The 16354-nt window shown below is 68.9% G+C and carries 15 protein-coding genes and 1 pseudogene; 10 read left to right on the top strand and 6 right to left on the bottom strand.

All coding sequences use genetic code 11. The features are described from left to right. Positions 1-2 precede the first annotated feature (2 nt). From M5C96_RS14980 to M5C96_RS14955, 6 genes are read right to left on the bottom strand one after another with little or no spacing between them, the layout of a single operon-like run. Positions 3-1982 carry a hybrid sensor histidine kinase/response regulator gene (locus M5C96_RS14980; RefSeq protein ID WP_272569728.1) on the bottom strand — a complete coding sequence of 660 codons (1980 nt, stop codon included), beginning with the start codon at positions 1980-1982 and terminating at the stop codon, positions 3-5. A 4-nt stretch (positions 1983-1986) separates the two neighbouring features. Next, positions 1987-2970 (bottom strand): sensor histidine kinase, encoded by a 984-nt coding sequence (locus tag M5C96_RS14975; protein ID WP_272563948.1) that lies wholly within the window; start codon positions 2968-2970, stop codon positions 1987-1989. Between the two features lie 20 nt (positions 2971-2990). Next, a complete protein-coding gene (locus M5C96_RS14970; protein WP_272563947.1) occupies positions 2991-4046 on the bottom strand; it encodes an ATP-binding SpoIIE family protein phosphatase in 1056 nt (351 codons plus the stop codon). Continuing rightward, positions 4037-4441, bottom strand: a complete 405-nt coding sequence (locus M5C96_RS14965; protein ID WP_272563946.1) for an anti-sigma regulatory factor — start codon at positions 4439-4441, stop codon at positions 4037-4039. Before M5C96_RS14965 ends, M5C96_RS14970 begins: the two co-directional genes overlap by 10 nt. Continuing rightward, positions 4431-4805, bottom strand: coding sequence for an STAS domain-containing protein (locus tag M5C96_RS14960; RefSeq protein WP_272563945.1), 375 nt, complete (start codon positions 4803-4805; stop codon positions 4431-4433). The genes M5C96_RS14965 and M5C96_RS14960 overlap by 11 nt, the downstream gene beginning before the upstream one ends. A gap of 15 nt (positions 4806-4820) precedes the next feature. Then, entirely contained in the window at positions 4821-5663 is an 843-nt protein-coding gene (locus M5C96_RS14955; protein ID WP_272563944.1) for an STAS domain-containing protein, read from the bottom strand. A 574-nt stretch (positions 5664-6237) separates the two neighbouring features. On the opposite strand from M5C96_RS14955, the gene M5C96_RS14950 reads away from it, so the two are divergent. From M5C96_RS14950 to M5C96_RS14905, 10 genes and pseudogenes are all read left to right on the top strand, one after another. Continuing rightward, complete coding sequence (locus M5C96_RS14950) at positions 6238-7203, top strand: ABC transporter substrate-binding protein (protein WP_272563943.1); 966 nt, start codon at positions 6238-6240, stop codon at positions 7201-7203. A 20-nt stretch (positions 7204-7223) separates the two neighbouring features. Next, positions 7224-8102 (top strand): ABC transporter permease, encoded by an 879-nt coding sequence (locus tag M5C96_RS14945; RefSeq protein WP_442867311.1) that lies wholly within the window; start codon positions 7224-7226, stop codon positions 8100-8102. Beyond that, positions 8099-8884: an ABC transporter ATP-binding protein gene (locus tag M5C96_RS14940; RefSeq protein ID WP_272563942.1), complete on the top strand. Its 786-nt coding sequence runs from the start codon at positions 8099-8101 to the stop codon at positions 8882-8884. Before M5C96_RS14945 ends, M5C96_RS14940 begins: the two co-directional genes overlap by 4 nt. Before the next feature lie 23 nt (positions 8885-8907). Beyond that, positions 8908-9699 (top strand): histidine utilization repressor, encoded by a 792-nt coding sequence (gene hutC, locus M5C96_RS14935; RefSeq protein WP_272563941.1) that lies wholly within the window; start codon positions 8908-8910, stop codon positions 9697-9699. 50 nt (positions 9700-9749) lie between these two features. Next, positions 9750-11349 (top strand): annotated as a pseudogene (gene hutH, locus M5C96_RS14930) (histidine ammonia-lyase). Between the two features lie 13 nt (positions 11350-11362). After that, entirely contained in the window at positions 11363-13099 is a 1737-nt protein-coding gene (hutU, locus tag M5C96_RS14925; protein WP_272563940.1) for a urocanate hydratase, read from the top strand. Positions 13100-13222: 123 nt separating this feature from the next. Further along, on the top strand, positions 13223-13972 hold the full coding sequence (locus M5C96_RS14920) for an IclR family transcriptional regulator (RefSeq protein ID WP_272563939.1): 750 nt from the start codon (positions 13223-13225) through the stop codon (positions 13970-13972). A 70-nt stretch (positions 13973-14042) separates the two neighbouring features. Then, positions 14043-14819, top strand: a complete 777-nt coding sequence (locus M5C96_RS14915) for a glutamine ABC transporter substrate-binding protein (RefSeq protein WP_272563938.1) — start codon at positions 14043-14045, stop codon at positions 14817-14819. A 50-nt stretch (positions 14820-14869) separates the two neighbouring features. After that, complete coding sequence (locus M5C96_RS14910) at positions 14870-15538, top strand: amino acid ABC transporter permease (protein ID WP_272563937.1); 669 nt, start codon at positions 14870-14872, stop codon at positions 15536-15538. Continuing rightward, entirely contained in the window at positions 15535-16329 is a 795-nt protein-coding gene (locus M5C96_RS14905; RefSeq protein WP_272563936.1) for an amino acid ABC transporter ATP-binding protein, read from the top strand. Before M5C96_RS14910 ends, M5C96_RS14905 begins: the two co-directional genes overlap by 4 nt. Positions 16330-16354: the final 25 nt, after the last annotated feature.

Below are 16354 nucleotides of genomic sequence, written 5' to 3'. Positions count from 1 at the left end.
AGTCAGCGTGAATCGGCCAGTCGGTTGATGGTGGCCATCAGGGCATGGGGCTGCAAGGGCTTGCCCAGGTGCGCGTCGAATCCCGCTTCCAGGGCCCGCTGCGCGTCCTGCGCGCGGGAGAAGGCGGTCAGCGCGATGGCAATCGGCTGGACCTTGCCTTCGGGCAGGGGCAGCGAGCGCAGGCTGCGGACCAGGTCGTAGCCGTCGCGCCCGGGCAGTCCGATGTCGCAGACCAGCACGTCGGGCCAGCGTTCGGCCAGTGCCTGCATGGCCGCGTCGTGGTCGCCGGCTTCGCGCAGGCGCGCGCCGCCATCGGTGAGCACCACGGTGAGCATTTCGCGCGCATCGGGATGGTCTTCCACGATGAGGATGTCCAGGCCCGCCAGGGGGCGGTCGTTCATCGGCGGATCGGCCGGGGCATCGTCGCCCTGGGGCGCCGCGCGTGTCGTGTCGCCCCCTTTGTGGTCCACCGGCAGCATCACCTGCATGGTGGTGCCCTGGTCGAGCCCGGCGCTCACGGCGGTGGCGCGGCCGCCGTGCAGTTCGGCCAGCTGCTTGACGATCGACAGCCCCAGGCCCAGGCCGCCGTGGCGGCGGTTGTCGGGCGAGTCGCTCTGCGTGAACCGGTCGAACAGGTGGTCGATGAATTCGCTGGCGATGCCGCGCCCGTAGTCCCGCACGGACAGGGTGAGCAGGCCCTTCTCGCGCCGCAGCGACACGTCGATGCGCGCGCCGTCGTTGGAGAACTTGATGGCATTGGTCAGCAGGTTCCAGAAGATCTGCTGAAAGCGCGTCGGGTCAAGCCAGGCGGGGGCATTCGCGTCCTGCACGGCCAGCACCACGTCCAGGCGCTTTTCGGCGATCGAGGCCTGCAGCGCGTCGATGGAGGAGCGCACCGATTCGACGGGGTCGATCCATTCCCGCTCCAGGTGCAGCTTGCCGCTGTTGATGCGCGACACGTCGAGGATGTCCGAGATGATGCGCGCCTGCGCCTTCACGTTGCGGTGGATGGAGTCCAGGCCCTTGAGCAGTTCGGGCGTGCCGCCGCGGCGCTTGAGGATGTGCACCCATCCAGCGATGGCGTTCAGCGGCGTGCGCAGTTCGTGCGAGAGCACCGCAATGAAATCGTCCTTGGTGCGGCTCAGGCGCTCGGCGGTGGCGCGGGCCGCCTGCTCGCGCTCCAGCACGTCCTGGCGGCGGGAGTCGAGTTCCATGCGCTCGGAGATGTCGGCCGCGATCGCCATGCGCAGGCCGGGCTCCACGTGGGCCGAGATGCTCCACTCCAGGTACACCCATGCGCCGTCGGGGCGCTGCAGCGGAAACTCTCCCTGCCAGGGCTGGCCCCGCTCTCCCCCCACGGTTTTTTCGGTGATGAAATCCAGCCAGCCGGGCGGCGCGAAGTCGCTGATGGGGTGGCCCAGCAGCTCCTCGCGCGAGCGGTCCAGCAGCCGCATCATGGCGGGGTTGACGTCGGTGAAACGGCCGTCGGGCTGGATCAGGCCGATGCCCGCCAGCGCCTGGCTGTAGATGGCGCGAAAGCGGCGGTCGCTGCGGCGCAGGCCGTCTTCGGCCATGCGCGCACGGATCAGCGCCTGCAGCGTGCCCACCAGCAGCGCCGGCTCCACCGGATGCGTGAGATAGGCATCGGCCCCCGCGTTCAAGCCGGTCACCCGGTCTTCGCTGTGCACGTGGGCGGCGGAAAGGTGCGTGACCGGCAGCAGCACCGTGGCTTCCTGCTGGCGGATGATCCGGCAGACCTCGAAGCCGTCGATGTCGGGCAGGTGCACGTCCAGCACCACGGCCGACACGCCGGTGGCCGCCAGGCGGATGGCCTCGGTGCCGTTGTCGGCCTCCACGGTCTGAAAGCCGGCGGCGCGGATGACCCGGACGGTGGAGTAGCGCGTGACCGGGTTGTCGTCCACCACCAGCACCGTGTGCGCGGCGCGGTCGATGGTCGTGTGGATGGCGCTGACGTCCTGCATGCCGTTACCCATGGGGACCGCCCTCGGTGGTTGCGGGAGCCCCCGTGGCCGCGGCTTCGTTGCCTGGCAGCCGCAGCGGCAGCGTCAGCGAGAACACCGAGCCGCTGCCCAGCGCGCTCTCGAGCGTGACCGTGCCACCCAGCAGTTCGGCCAATTGGCGGCTCACGGCCAGCCCGAGGCCAGTGCCGCGCAGGCGTTTTTGCAGCGACGAGCCGATCTGCGTGTAGTCGTCGAACACGCTCGAATGGAATTCGGGCGCGATGCCAATGCCCGTGTCCGTCACCGAAAAGCGCACGCGGTCGCCTTCCACGGCGTGGGCCGATACCCGCACTTCGCCCCGGGGCGTGAACTTGAGCGCATTGGAGATGAAGTTGCGCAGGATCTGCGACAGCTTGCGGTCGTCCGTGTACAGCGGCGCGATGCCCTGAGGCTCGTCGAAGAACAGGTTGACGTCCGGGTTGGTCAGCACCGGCCGGAACATCCCGCGCAGGGCCTGGAACAGGTCCAGCATGTCGAACCAGGCGGGCGAGATTTCCACGCGGCCGGCCTCGATCTTGGCCAGGTCGAGCAGGTCGTCCACCATGTCGGCGAACTCGCTCGCGGTGCTCTGGATGAACCCCACCTGGCGGGCCTGCTCGGTGTTGAGCGGCCCGTCCACGTGGTCGGCCAGCAGCCGGGCGATGCTGCGGATGGAGTTGATGGGCGTGCGGAACTCGTGGCTCATGTAGGCCAGGAAACGGCTCTTCATCTCCGTGGCCTTTTGCAGCTGCTCGGCCTGCGCGTCCAGTTCGGAGTACAGCGCGACCACGCCGCGGTTGGTTTCCTCCAGCTCGGCGCTAAGCTCCTGGACTTCCCGCTGGCTGTCGGCCAGGGCGGCGCGCAGCGCCTCGATGGATTCCTGGGGCGCAGCGGCGGGGGCCGGCGTCGGTGCCGGCGTGGCGGGTTCCTCGGAGGTGCGGTCGGAAATGAGGTCGGAGGTGCCGTCCATGGTGTCTTTCGTGCTTCGGGTCACTCGATGCACTGCACCACCACCACGGTCGCGTCGTCGCGGGCCCGGTGGTGATCGCGCAGCAGCACGGCGGCCACCAGGGTGGGATCGCTGCCCAGCAGGCGCTGGATGCTGGCGGGATGCCAGCGGGTTTCGATGCCGTCGCTGTGCACCACCAGCAGCGCATAGGGCGGCAGCTCGGTGGTGGTCTCCTGCGGCCGGCGCATGGTCAGGCCCACCGTGCCGTGCTGCGTGACGACCGAGCGGTCCGACAGGCCCGTGACCACGCGGGCCACCACGTTGCCTACGCCCGAGCTGCGCACGGTGGCCGCCGTGGCATCCAGCCGCAAGCTGCACACGGCGGCGCCCCGCGTGGACTGCAGCTCGGCATGCATGCTTTCGATCTGCTCGCGCAGGTCGCCGAACGGGGCTTGCAGGAACAGGTCCACCGCCGCGCCGGACGCCTTGGCGGCCTCGCTGCCATGGCCCAGACCATCGGCCACGAGCAGCGCGGCCCGGGGGCCGTCCAGGGCCGCGGCCCAGGCATCGCCGCACATGGTCTCGCCCGCCAGCGGCAACCGGATGGCCCCCACCCGCAGGGTCTGGGGCAGGGCGGCTGGCGCATCGCCCGCCTCCCGGTGCTGGCGCACGCGGGCCACGCACACCGTGCCCTGCGGCACGGAGGAGTGGATATCGAAATCGTCCGCCAGCCGCCGGACCGCACCGAGCCCAGCGCCCTGCGTGCCGCCGGTGGAGTAGCCGTCGCGCATGGACAGCGGCAAATCTTCTATGCCGGGCCCGTGGTCGATGGCGATCACCTCCACCAGGTCGAGCGCCGGCACGGCCGCGATCAGCAAGCGGCCCTCGTGGGCGTGCAGGTGCAGGTTGTTGGCCAGCTCGGTCACCACGATGGACAGGCGCCCGCTGTCGGTGTCGCCCCATTCCATCTCGGCACTCGCGTGGGCGGCGAAGCGCCGTGCTTCGCCCACGCAGCTGGTGTCACCCATTGCGAAGGCCGTGTGCGTCCATCCCATCAGCAACTGGGGGGCGTTGCCCGTGGGGGCGGCTACTTCCATTTGGTGATGCTCACGCGGGTGCCTTCGCCAGGGGCCGTGTGAATGTCGAACTCATTGACCAGGCGCCGGCTGCCCGGTAGCCCCAGGCCCATGCCGCCGCCCGAGGTCCAGCCATCGGTCAGGGCGAGCTTCAGGTCGGAGATGCCCGGCCCCTCGTCTTCGAAATGCAGCTGCAGACCATGGCGGCCCTGCCGCTCCAGGGTTTCCCAGCGCATGCGGCCACCGCCACCGTGCACCAGGGTGTTGCGCGACAGCTCGCTGGCCGCCGTGATGAGCTTCGTCTGGTCCACCAGCGAGAACTTCAGCTGCGTGCACAGGACGCGGACCGTCTGCCGGCAGGCGACGATGTGCTGCTCCGACGCGATCGGCAACGTGCCGGCGGGATCAGCGGACAAGGGGTGGCTCCTGGCGGATGCGCTCCAGCAATTGCATTCCGCGCTCCACGTTGAGTGCGGTGCGCACGCCTTCCAGGGACAGCCCCAGTTCCACCAGGGTGATGGCCACGGCGGGCTGCATGCCCACGACCACCGTTTGTGCTGAAAGAATGCGCGCGACTCCAGAGATGCTGCTCAGCATGCGTCCGACAAATGAATCCACGATTTCCAGGCCTGAAATGTCGATCATCACGCCCGTGGCGCCGGTCTTGGCGATGCGGTCGGCCAAGTCGTCTTGCAGTTGGATGGCGGTGCGGTCCTGCATGTCCACCTGGATGGTGATCAGCAGGGTCTGACCCATGCGGAGGATGGGGATGCGGTCCATGGCAGCGCTCTGGGGTCAGGCCGTGCGCGCGATGCGCCAGCCGGTTTTGTTCAGCGCCAGCGACAGCGCGTCCGCCAGGTTGGCGCGCGTGTAGATGCCCTGCAGGTCGATGCCCAGGTGCACGATGGTCTGCGCGATCTGCGGGCGGATGCCGCTGATGATGCAGTCCGCGCCCATGAGCCGGATGGCCGCCACGGTCTTGAGCAGATGCTGCGCCACCAGCGTGTCCACGGTGGGCACCCCGGTGATGTCGATGATGGCGAGTTCCGACTCGGTCTCCAGGATGCGCTGCAGCAGCGTTTCCATGACCACCTGCGTGCGGTTGCTGTCCAGCACGCCGATCATGGGAACGGCCAGCACGCCGTCCCAGAGTTTCACCACGGGGGTGGACAGCTCCAGCAGCTCTTCCTGCTGGCGGCGGATGATGTCCTCGCGCGCCTGCTGGAAGGTGTTGGCCGTGCGCTGCGCCAGCTGGTCGACCAGCGCCGTGGCGGACCACAGGGCCGGGACCAGGTCGGCATGGGCGGGCACCGTTTGCTGCAGCAGCGTGAAGAGGGGTTTTTTCATGGCCTGGACGAACACGCTGGTCTCGCCAGCCGTTTGGCCGCGCGAGGCCCGCGAGCGCGAGAGCGCTTCGAGCGCCTCGTTCATGCCTTGCCAGGCCGGGCCATTGTGACCCTGCGCGTCGCCGCCGGCCTGCAGCGCGCTGCGCAGCAGCTGCAGCAGTTCTCGCGCTTGCGCCGCCGTGGCGCGCTGGTGGGTGGGATCTTGGACGCCTGCCTCGGCCAGCCACTCGTCCAGGATGGCGGATTCGTGGGTTTCCAGAAGGGAAAGAAGGGCCGGGTGTTGCTGCTTCATGGCAGGGCGCTTTTCTAGATAAAAACAAATTCTAACGGGCGAGGCCCCCGTGCCACGCCGGCTTGCCCTGGGCGGGCACCGGGCTTGTACCTACTTTCCACGGGAAGCCCGCCCGGGACGCACAGCGCTGGGGCAGTCGGTGGGATGGCGATGCGCGGGGTGCACCAGGCCGGGCCCTTCGGTGCGGGCCTGCGCCGGTCGCCGCAGCGGTGGCGCCGGTGGCCGCCTGCCGCCGGCGATGGGGCCTTTGGGATCGAAACAGGGCTGTTGCCGGGATATTTCATGCCTCCTTTGCTATGAAAATAATAGCGAATGTCGGAATGCCATCGGGTCGGCTCGCCTGGACGCTGGCCGGGCCCCGATCTTGCAAGCCCACCCGTCACCCGGACCGGCGCGAGCAATTGCCCGCCTCCGGGGCTCCCGCCCGGTGGGAATGTGCGTGCCCAAATCAGGGCTTGTGCGTAGTAACCCTGTATAGACAGGCCTGTCGCACCGCCATCATTCCGGGCGTCGGAGCAATGCGGCGCGTGCCTTCCAGGTGTGCGACTCGATCTTTTCTTGTGAGGAGCAGATGATGGGCCGATCGGTTTTGAAAATGGTGTCGCTGGCGGTGGCGGGCGTTTGTGTGGCGGGGCTGTCCCTGCAGGCCCAGGCGCAGAACGTGAAGATTGCGCTGGGCATGTCGGGCTGGACGGGCTTCGCGCCGCTCACGCTGGCCGACAAGGCGGGCATTTTCAAGAAGAACGGCCTGGATGTGGAACTCAAGATGATTCCGCAGAAAGACCGCCACCTGGCCCTGGCCTCCGAGGCGATCCAGTGTGCGGCTACCACGGTGGAAACACACGTGGCCTGGAACGCCAACGGCGTGCCCATCGTGCAGATCTTCCAGATGGACAAGTCCTACGGCGCCGACGGCCTGGCCGTGCGCAACGACGTGAAGGGCTTCGCCGACCTCAAGGGCAAGACCATCGGCGTGAGCGCGCCGGGCACCGCGCCGTACTTCGGCTTGGCCTGGATGCTGAACAAGAACGGCATGACGCTCAAGGACGTGAAGACCGTCTCGCTCGAACCCCAGCCCGCTGCGCAGGCCTTCGTGTCCGGCCAGAACGATGCCGCCATGACCTACGAGCCCTACCTGTCCACCGTGCGCGCCAACCCGCAGGCCGGCAAGATCCTGGCCACCACCATCGACTACCCCATGGTGATGGACACCGTGGGCTGCGCGCCCACCTGGCTCAAGGCCAACGCCAAGGCGGCGCAGGCCCTGGCCAACTCCTACTTCGAGGCGCTGGAGATGATCAAGGCGGACCCGGCCAAGGCCAACGAGATCATGGGCTCGGCCGTCAAGCAAAGCGGCGAGCAGTTCGCCAAGTCGTCGGCCTACCTGCGGTGGCAGGACAAGGCGGCCAACCAGAAGTTCTTCGCCGGCGAGCTGATGCAGTTCATGAAGGAGTCGGTGCCCATCCTGCTGGAGGCCGGCGTGATCCGCAAGGCGCCTGAAAAACTCGAAGCCACCTTCGACGCCAGCTTCATCCAGTGATGGCACGGGAGCCTGCCACCATGCCCGCGACGACTGCCGCCCGCCACCGTGCCGCAGGGCCGTCCGCCAGCGCCCCTGCCGCGCTGCGGGCGGGGCCTGCCCCTAATCCCGTTCGCCGCCGCGCCATGGCGCCGCTCGAGCCCGTCAGCCCGCGCGCCCGCTGGGTGCTGGGCCTGGCGTTCTTCGTGGTGTTCATCGCCGTGTGGTCGTTCTTCACGCTGGGCGGCTTCGTGTCGCCCACGTTCCTGGCCAGTCCGGCCACCATGCTCAAGGAAGGCGGCCTGCTATTCACCGAGTACGGCTTTCACAAGGACATCGGCATGACGGTGTGGCGCGTGCTCGGCGGCTTCGTGCTGGCGGCCGTGGTCGCGGTGCCGCTGGGCATCGCCATGGGCGCCTGGAAGCCGGTGGAGGCGTTCTTCGAGCCCTTCGTGTCGTTCTGCCGCTACCTGCCGGCCTCGGCCTTCATTCCGCTGCTCATCCTGTGGGCGGGCATCGGCGAGGCGCAGAAGCTGCTCGTCATCTTCATCGGCTCGGTGTTCCAGATCACGCTGATGGTGGCCGTGACCGTGGGCGGCGCGCGGCGCGATCTGGTCGAGGCGGCCTACACGCTGGGCGCGGGCAACACGGGCATCGTGCGGCGCGTGCTCATCCCCGGGGCCGCGCCCGGCATCGCGGAAACCCTGCGCCTGGTGCTGGGCTGGGCCTGGACCTACGTGATCGTGGCCGAGCTGATCGGCTCGTCGTCGGGCATCGGGCACATGATCACCGACAGTCAGGCGCTGCTGAACACGGGGCAGATCATCTTCGGCATCATCGTGATCGGCGTCATCGGGCTGGTGTCCGACTTCGCCTTCAAGGCGGCCAACCGCCGCCTCTTCGCCTGGAGCACGCTATGACCGCACCGATGCTTTCCGTTCGCGGCGTATCGCGCACCTTCGCCGGCGCGCGCGGCCAGGCCACCCAGGCGCTGCTGCCGGTGGATTTCGAGGTGCGCGAGAACGACTTCGTCACCATCCTCGGGCCGTCCGGCTGTGGCAAGTCCACGCTGCTGCGCATCGTGGCGGGGCTGGACTTTCCCACCGCGGGCGAGGTGCTGCTGGACGGCCAGCGCATCGACGGCCCCGGCGCCGACCGCGGCATGGTGTTCCAGAGCTACACGCTGTTTCCGTGGCTGACCATCGAGCAGAACATCCGCTTCGGCCTGCGCGAGCGCGGCATGCCCGAGGCGCAGCAGAAGGAGCGGGCGGCGTACTTCATCGCCAAGGTCGGCCTGCGCGGCTTCGAGCAGCACTACCCCAAGCAGCTGTCGGGCGGCATGCAGCAACGCACGGCCATTGCCCGGGCCCTCGCCAACGACCCCAAGATCCTGTTGATGGACGAACCCTTCGGGGCCCTCGACAACCAGACCCGCGTGCTCATGCAGGAGCTGCTGCTGGGCATCTGGGAGGCCGAGCGCAAGACGGTGATGTTCGTCACCCACGACATCGACGAGGCGATCTTCATGGCCAACCGCGTGGCGGTGTTCAGCGCCCGGCCGGGCCGCATCAAGACCGAACTGGCGGTGGACCTGCCGCACCCGCGGCACTACCGCGTGAAGACCTCGCCCGAGTTCATGGACCTGAAGGCGCGGCTGACCGAGGAGATCCGCGCCGAGTCCATGGCGGCGGACCTGCATTGAGCCGCTTGAAGAAACCGGCCGACATGAACGCCGCCGCCCTCCGCGCCAACGCCGAAGCCGAAGCCGAATCCGCTGCCGCGGCGCCGGTGGAGCCTGCGCTGGCGCTGTACCAGCAGGTCAAGGAGTTCATCGCCCGCAAGATCCAGGACGGCTCCTGGCGCGCGGGCGACCGGCTGCCGTCCGAGAGCGAATTGGTGCTGCAGTTCGGCATGTCGCGCATGACCGTCAACCGCGCGCTGCGCGAGCTGTCCGAGCAGGGCCGCATCGTGCGCGTGGCCGGGGTGGGCAGCTTCGTGGCGGAGGACAAGCCGCAGTCCACGCTGCTGCAGATCGCCAACCTGGCCAGCGAGATCCGCCAGCGCGGGCACGACTACCGTTGCGACGTGCTCACGGTGGAGCGCGTGTCGGCCTCGATGGAGGTGGCCGCGGCGCTGGACCTGCGCACGGGCGAGTCGGTGTTCCATGCCGTGTGCGTGCACCGCGAGGACGGCGTGGCCGTGCAGCTGGAAGACCGGTACGTGAACCCGCGCGTGGTGCCCACGTTCGCGCAGCAGGACTTCACGCAGCTGCAGCCCTCGGAGTTCCTGGTGCGCAACGTGCCGTTCGACCAGGTGGAGCACGTGGTCGATGCCGTGCTCCCCACGCTGGAGCAGGCCCAGCTGCTGGGCATGGAGCCTGCCCAGCCGTGCCTGCTGCTCACCCGCCGCACTTGGAGCCGTGGCGTGCCGGTGACCCTGGTGCGCTGCCTGCACCCCGCCTCGCGCTATCGCCTGGGCAGCCGCTTCCGGGCCGACGGCAACCCCGTGTTCGGATAGCACCGCCCACCGCGCTAACGTTTCCGCTCGACCCTACTTGTATAGACAGGATGAACCCAATGACCGATTCCTCCCTTGAAACCTTGGTGCTGCACCCTGGCCGCGTCACGCTGGGCGAACTGCTTCGCGTGAGCGCGGGCGGCGTGCGCCTGTCGCTGGACCCAGCCGCGCAGGCGGGCATGCAGGCTTCGCTAGCCACGGTGCAGCGCATCGTCGAAGAAGACCAGGTGGTCTATGGCATCAACACCGGCTTCGGCAAGCTCGCCAGCACGAAGATCGCCCACGGCCGGCTGGCCGAACTGCAGCGCAACCTGGTGCTGTCGCACAGCGTGGGCACCGGCGATCCGCTGCCCGACCCGGTGGTGCGCATGGTGCTGGCCACCAAGGCGGTGAGCCTGGCACGTGGCCACTCCGGCGTGCGGCCCGAGATTGTCGATGCGCTGCTGGCCCTGGCCAATGCCGACGTGCTGCCCGTGATCCCGGCCAAGGGCTCGGTCGGCGCCTCGGGCGACCTGGCACCGCTGGCCCACCTCGCCTGCGTGCTGATCGGCGAGGGCCAGGCCAAGGTGAAGGGCCGCACGGTGCCGGGCCGCGAGGCCATGGCCGCCATCGGCTGCGAGCCGTTCGTGCTCGGCCCCAAGGAGGGGCTGGCGCTGCTGAACGGCACGCAGGTGTCCACGGCCCTCGCGCTGGCCGGGCTGTTCGGCGCCGAGAGCGTGTTCGCGGCCGGGCTGGTGTCGGGCGCGCTGTCGCTCGAAGCCATCAAGGGTTCGGTCAAGCCGTTCGATGCGCGCATCCACGAAGCGCGTGGCCAGCCGGGGCAGATCGCCGTGGCGGCCGCGGTGCGCGCGCTGCTGGAGGGCAGCGAGATCGACCCGTCGCACCCGCACTGCGGCCGCGTGCAGGACCCGTATTCGATCCGCTGCGTGCCGCAGGTGATGGGCGCGTGCCTCGATAACCTGCGGCATGCCGCGCGGGTGCTGCAGACCGAGGCCAATGCCGCCTCGGACAACCCGCTGGTGTTCTCCGAAACGGGCGACGTGATCTCGGGCGGCAACTTCCATGCCGAGCCCGTGGCCTTCGCCGCGGACATCATCGCGCTGGCGGTGGCCGAGATCGGCGCCATCTCCGAGCGGCGCCTGGCGCTGCTGCTGGACACCGGCCTGTCGGGCCTGCCGGCCTTCCTCATCCGCGACAGCGGCGTGAATTCGGGCTTCATGATCGCGCAGGTCACGGCCGCGGCCCTCGCGTCTGAGAACAAGTCGCTGGCCCACCCGGGCAGCGTGGACAGCCTGCCCACCTCGGCCAACCAGGAGGACCATGTGTCCATGGCCACCTACGCCGCGCGGCGCCTGACTGACTGACATGGTGCGCAACACGGCGGTGGTGGTCGGCATCGAAGCCATGGCCGCCACCCAGGGCATCGATTTCGACCGGGTGCCCGCGCCGGGTGCCGCCGCCACCCCGTGGCTCAAAAGCTCGCCGCTCATCGAGGCGCAGATCGCCGCCATCCGCGCGCGCGTCGCGTTCCTGGAGCAGGACCGCTTTCTCGCCACCGACATCGAGGCCATGCGCGCCTGGGCCCAGGAATCGGCCTGGCCCGCGCCCGTGACCGCCCATCTGCCCAGCTTTGTTTCCCAGATTTCGTGAAGGAGCCCTTGCCATGAACGCCAACGACGCCATCCTCTCCCCCGCCGCGGCCGCGGCCGCGCTCGCCGACCCGCGCCACGACCCCACGCGCGTGATCCGCGCCCCGCGCGGCAGCCAGCTGAACTGCAAGAACTGGCTGGCCGAGGCCGCCTACCGCATGATCCAGAACAACCTGGATGCCGAGGTGGCCGAGCGCCCGCAGGACCTGGTGGTCTACGGGGGCATCGGCCGCGCCGCGCGCGACTGGGCCTGCTACGACCAGATCCTGTCGTCGCTCCAGGTGCTGGAGGCCGACGAAACCCTGCTGATCCAGTCCGGCAAGCCGGTGGGCGTGTTCAAGACGCACGAGAACGCGCCGCGCGTGCTGCTGGCCAACTCCAACCTTGTGCCGAAGTGGGGCACCTGGGAACACTTCAACGAACTGGACCGCAAGGGCCTGTTCATGTACGGCCAGATGACGGCCGGCAGCTGGATCTACATCGGCAGCCAGGGCATCGTGCAGGGCACGTTCGAGACCTTCGTCGAAGCCGGCCGCCAGCACTACGACAACGACCTCTCCGGCAAGTGGATCCTCACGGCGGGATTGGGGGGCATGGGCGGCGCGCAGCCCCTGGCCGCCACGCTGGCCGGCGCCGTGTCGCTCAATATCGAGTGCCAGCAAAGCAGCATCGACTTTCGCCTGCGCACGCGCTATGTGGACAAGCAGGCGCGCGACATCGACCATGCGCTGGAGTTGATCCGGCAGCACTGCGACGCGAAGGAGGCCGTCTCCATCGCACTGCTGGGCAACGCGGCCGAGGTGCTGCCCGAACTGGTGCGCCGCGCGAAGGCGGGCGGATTGAAGCCCGACCTGGTGACCGACCAGACCTCCGCCCACGACCTGGTCCATGGCTACCTGCCCGCCGGCTGGACGGTGCCGCAATGGCAGGCCGCGATGAAGGACCCGGCGCAGCATGCCGCCCTCACGAAGGCCGCCGCGCAGTCGTGCGCGGTACACGTGCAGGCCATGCTGGACTTCCAGGCCATGGGCATTCCCACGGTGGACTACGGCAACAACATCCGCCAGGTGGCGTTCGACGAAGGCGTGCGGAACGCGTTCGACTTCCCCGGATTCGTGCCCGCCTACATCCGTCCGCTGTTCTGCGAGGGCAAGGGTCCGTTCCGCTGGGTGGCGCTGTCGGGGGACCCGGAGGACATCTACAAGACCGATGCCAAAATCAAGGAGCTGTTCCCCGACAACCACCACACGCACCGCTGGCTGGACATGGCGCGCGAGCGCATCGCCTTCCAGGGCCTGCCGGCGCGCATCTGCTGGCTGGGCCTGGGCGAGCGCCACCGCGCGGCCCTGGCCTTCAATGAGATGGTGAGGAACGGTGAACTGAAGGCGCCCATCGTCATCGGCCGCGACCACCTGGACACCGGTTCGGTGGCCAGCCCCAACCGCGAGACCGAGGCCATGAAGGACGGCACCGACGCGGTGAGCGACTGGCCGCTGTTGAACGCGCTGCTCAACACGGCCGGCGGCGCCACGTGGGTGAGCTTGCACCACGGCGGCGGCGTGGGCATGGGCTATTCGCAGCATGCCGGTGTGGTCATCGTGGCCGACGGCACCGATGAGGCTGCCGCGCGCCTGGGGCGCGTGCTGTGGAACGACCCGGCCTCGGGCGTGATGCGGCATGCCGACGCGGGCTACGACATCGCGGTGGCCACCGCACGCAGGCAGGGCCTGAACCTTCCCATGGTGCGCTGAGGCATCCGCAGGGCCGCCGGAAAACGGAATTTCGCCATTCCGCGAGAAAAAAGGGGAACCCCATTCCCAATGGCCGGGAATGGGGGCGTGTGATCCCGGGCCGCTTCCTTCGATACTGAACGCATGACCCGAAGTGCATTGCCCAGCGCCGTTGCGACGTCCGACCGAGTGCTGCAGGTGCTGGCCGTGCTGGCCCAGCAGGGCAGGGCGATGGCCGCGACCGAGCTCATGGAGCACACCGGCATGGCGCGCAGCACGCTGTACCGCCAGCTCGCGCGCTTGAAGCGCTGGGGCTTCGTGCTGGAAAGCGATGGCGGCTATGCGCCGGGCCCTTTGAGCCTTCAACTGGCCCTCGGCTTCGACCTGGCTTCGCACCTGGTGCGGCAGGCGCGCCCCGGCATGGTGGAGTTGTCGCAGCAGTCGCAGGAAAGCGTCGGCCTGATCGTCGCGGTGAACGACCAGGCCATCTGCCTGGACATGGTGGAAAGCCACCATTCGCTGCGCTGCTCGTTCGAGAAGGGGCGCAGCGTGCCGCTGCGCACGGGCGCCTCGGCCAAGTGCGTGCTGGCCCATCTGCCGCCCGCCGCGCGCGATGCGGTCCTCGACAGCCAGTGGGGCACGGGCACGCCCGAGCGCGAGGCCGCCCAGCAGGCGCTGGAGGCGATCCGAAAGGCCGGCTTCGCCACCAGCGAGAGCGAGGTGGACCCCGGCGTCTGGGGCTGCAGCGTGCCGCTGTTCGGCGCTTCCCGCCAAGCCGCGGGCGCCATCACGCTGATGGCGCCGGTGATGCGGGCCCAGGGCCAGGAGGCCGCGCTGATCCGCATGGTGGTCGTGGCGGCTGCCCGCATCTCGCGCCAACTCGTTCTGCACTGAACCCGGCCGCATCGTTTTTCTTTTTCCCTCGAGTGCCTTTCCCTTACTCCCACCCCCACCGGAAACTCCCATGAACATCCGACGCAATCTCCTCCTGGCCAGCCTGGCCGCCGTGTTCGCCCTGGGCGCTGCCGCCGCCCGCGCGCAAGACAACGTGCTGCGCGTGGCCACCGACGCCACCTTCCCGCCGATGGAGTTCGTCGAGAACGGCAAGCGCACCGGCTTCGACGTGGAGCTGGTGGAGGCCGTCGCCAAGAGCATGGGCAAGCAGGTCGAGTGGGTGGACATCGACTTCAAGGGCCTGATCCCCGGCCTGATCTCGCGGCGCTTCGACATGGCCGTGTCGGGCATCTACATCACCGACGAGCGCAAGAAGGTCGTCGATTTCACCGAGCCCTACTACGCCGGCGGCCTGGTCGCCATGGTCAAGGAAGGCAACACCACCATCCGCAAGCCGGCCGACCTGGACGGCAAGAAGATCTCGGTCCAGGTGGGCACCAAATCGGTCGCCTTCCTCACGCAGAACTACCCCAAGGCGCAGCGCGTGGAGGTCGAGAAGAACCAGGAAATGTTCAACCTGGTGGACATCGGCCGCGCCGACGCCGCCGTCACCGGCAAGCCCGCGGCCTACCAGTACGTGCGCACCCGGCCCGGCCTGCGCGTGATCGAAGAGCAGCTCACCACCGAGGAATACGGCATGGCGCTGCGCAAGGACACGCCCGAGCTCACCCGCGCGGTGAACGCCGCGCTGGCCAAGCTCAAGGCCGACGGCACTTACGCGGCCATCGTGAAGAAATGGTTCAGCGGCAGCGCCGCCACCACCGCGGCCACGCCGGCCGCCAAGTGAGCCGGCGCGCCATGGTTGCCGACCGAATCGACAAGCACTGAACCCGAGCGATGGAACTCGACTTTTCCCCCGTGTGGGCCGGCTGGCCCCAACTGCTGGAGGGCGCGCTGGTGACCGTGGAGATCACGGCCGCCTCGCTGCTCCTGGGCTGCGTGATGGGGTTGCTGGTGGGCATCGGCCGCCTCGACCCCCGGCGCCGCATCGTGTATGGCCTGTGCACGGCCTATGTGGCGGCCATCCGCGGCACGCCGCTGCTGGTGCAGCTGTTCATCCTGTTCTTCGGACTGCCGCAATTCGGCATCCTGCTGCCGGCGTTCCTGTGCGGCGTGATCGGGCTGGGCATCTACTCGGGCGCGTACGTGTCCGAGATCGTGCGCGGCGCGATCCAGTCCATCGACCGGGGCCAGATGGAGGCCGCGCGCTCCATCGGCATGTCCTCGGGCGTGGCGATGCGCTGGGTGGTGCTGCCGCAGGCCGTGGTGCGCATGATTCCGCCGCTGGGCAACGAGTTCATCGCGCTCATCAAGAACTCGGCGCTGGTGTCGCTGCTCACCATCCACGACCTGATGCACGAGGGGCAGAAGATCATCAGCGTGTCGTACCGCTCGCTGGAGGTGTACCTGGCCATCGCGGTCGTGTACTTCGTGCTCACCGGCGCTACCACGCTGGTGCTGCGCCACATCGAGTTGCGCCTGCGCGCCGGGGGGATGGTGCAATGACGCAGTCCCCATCGACCCAGGCATCCGCTCCCGATGCGGCGCCCATGGTGCGCATCCGCGGCCTGCGCAAGGCCTTCGGCGAGCACGTGGTGCTGAACGGCATCGACTTCGACGTGCAGCCGTCGCAGGTGGTGGTCGTGATCGGGCCCAGCGGCTCGGGCAAGAGCACCTTCCTGCGCTGCTGCAACGGGCTGGAGCAGCCCCAGGGCGGTCGCATCGACATCTGCGGGCGCACCCTGGTGGACGAGGGCCGCATGCTGCCCGAGCGCGAGCTCAACGCCCTGCGCGAAGAGGTGGGCATGGTCTTCCAGTCGTTCAACCTGTTCCCGCACCTGTCGGTGCTCGACAACGTCACCCTGGGCCCACGCAAGCTGCGTGGCGCTTCCCGCGCCGAGGCCGAAAACCAGGCGCGCGCCTTGCTGGACAAGGTGGGCCTGGGCCACAAGGCCGCGGCCATGCCGGCCAGCCTGTCGGGCGGCCAGAAGCAGCGCGTGGCGATCGCCCGTGCCCTGGCCATGCAGCCGCGCGTGATGCTGTTCGACGAACCCACCTCGGCCCTGGACCCGGAGCTGGTGGGCGAGGTGCTGCAGGTCATGAAGCTGCTGGCGCGCGAGGGCATGACCATGATGGTCGTCACGCACGAGATGGACTTCGCGCGCGAGGTCGGCGACACCGTGGTGGTGATGGACGGCGGCGGCATCATCGAATCGGGCCCGCCCGCCAGGATCTTCACCGAGCCCACGCAGGAGCGCACCCGCGCGTTTCTGCAGGCCGTGCTGTCGCGCACTTGAGCGCCCCCACCGAGCCGCCCAGAGT

Source organism: Acidovorax sp. GBBC 1281 (assembly GCF_028473645.1).
Lineage (GTDB): Bacteria > Pseudomonadota > Gammaproteobacteria > Burkholderiales > Burkholderiaceae_C > Paracidovorax.
This window is presented reverse-complemented; position numbering and strand designations above follow the sequence as displayed.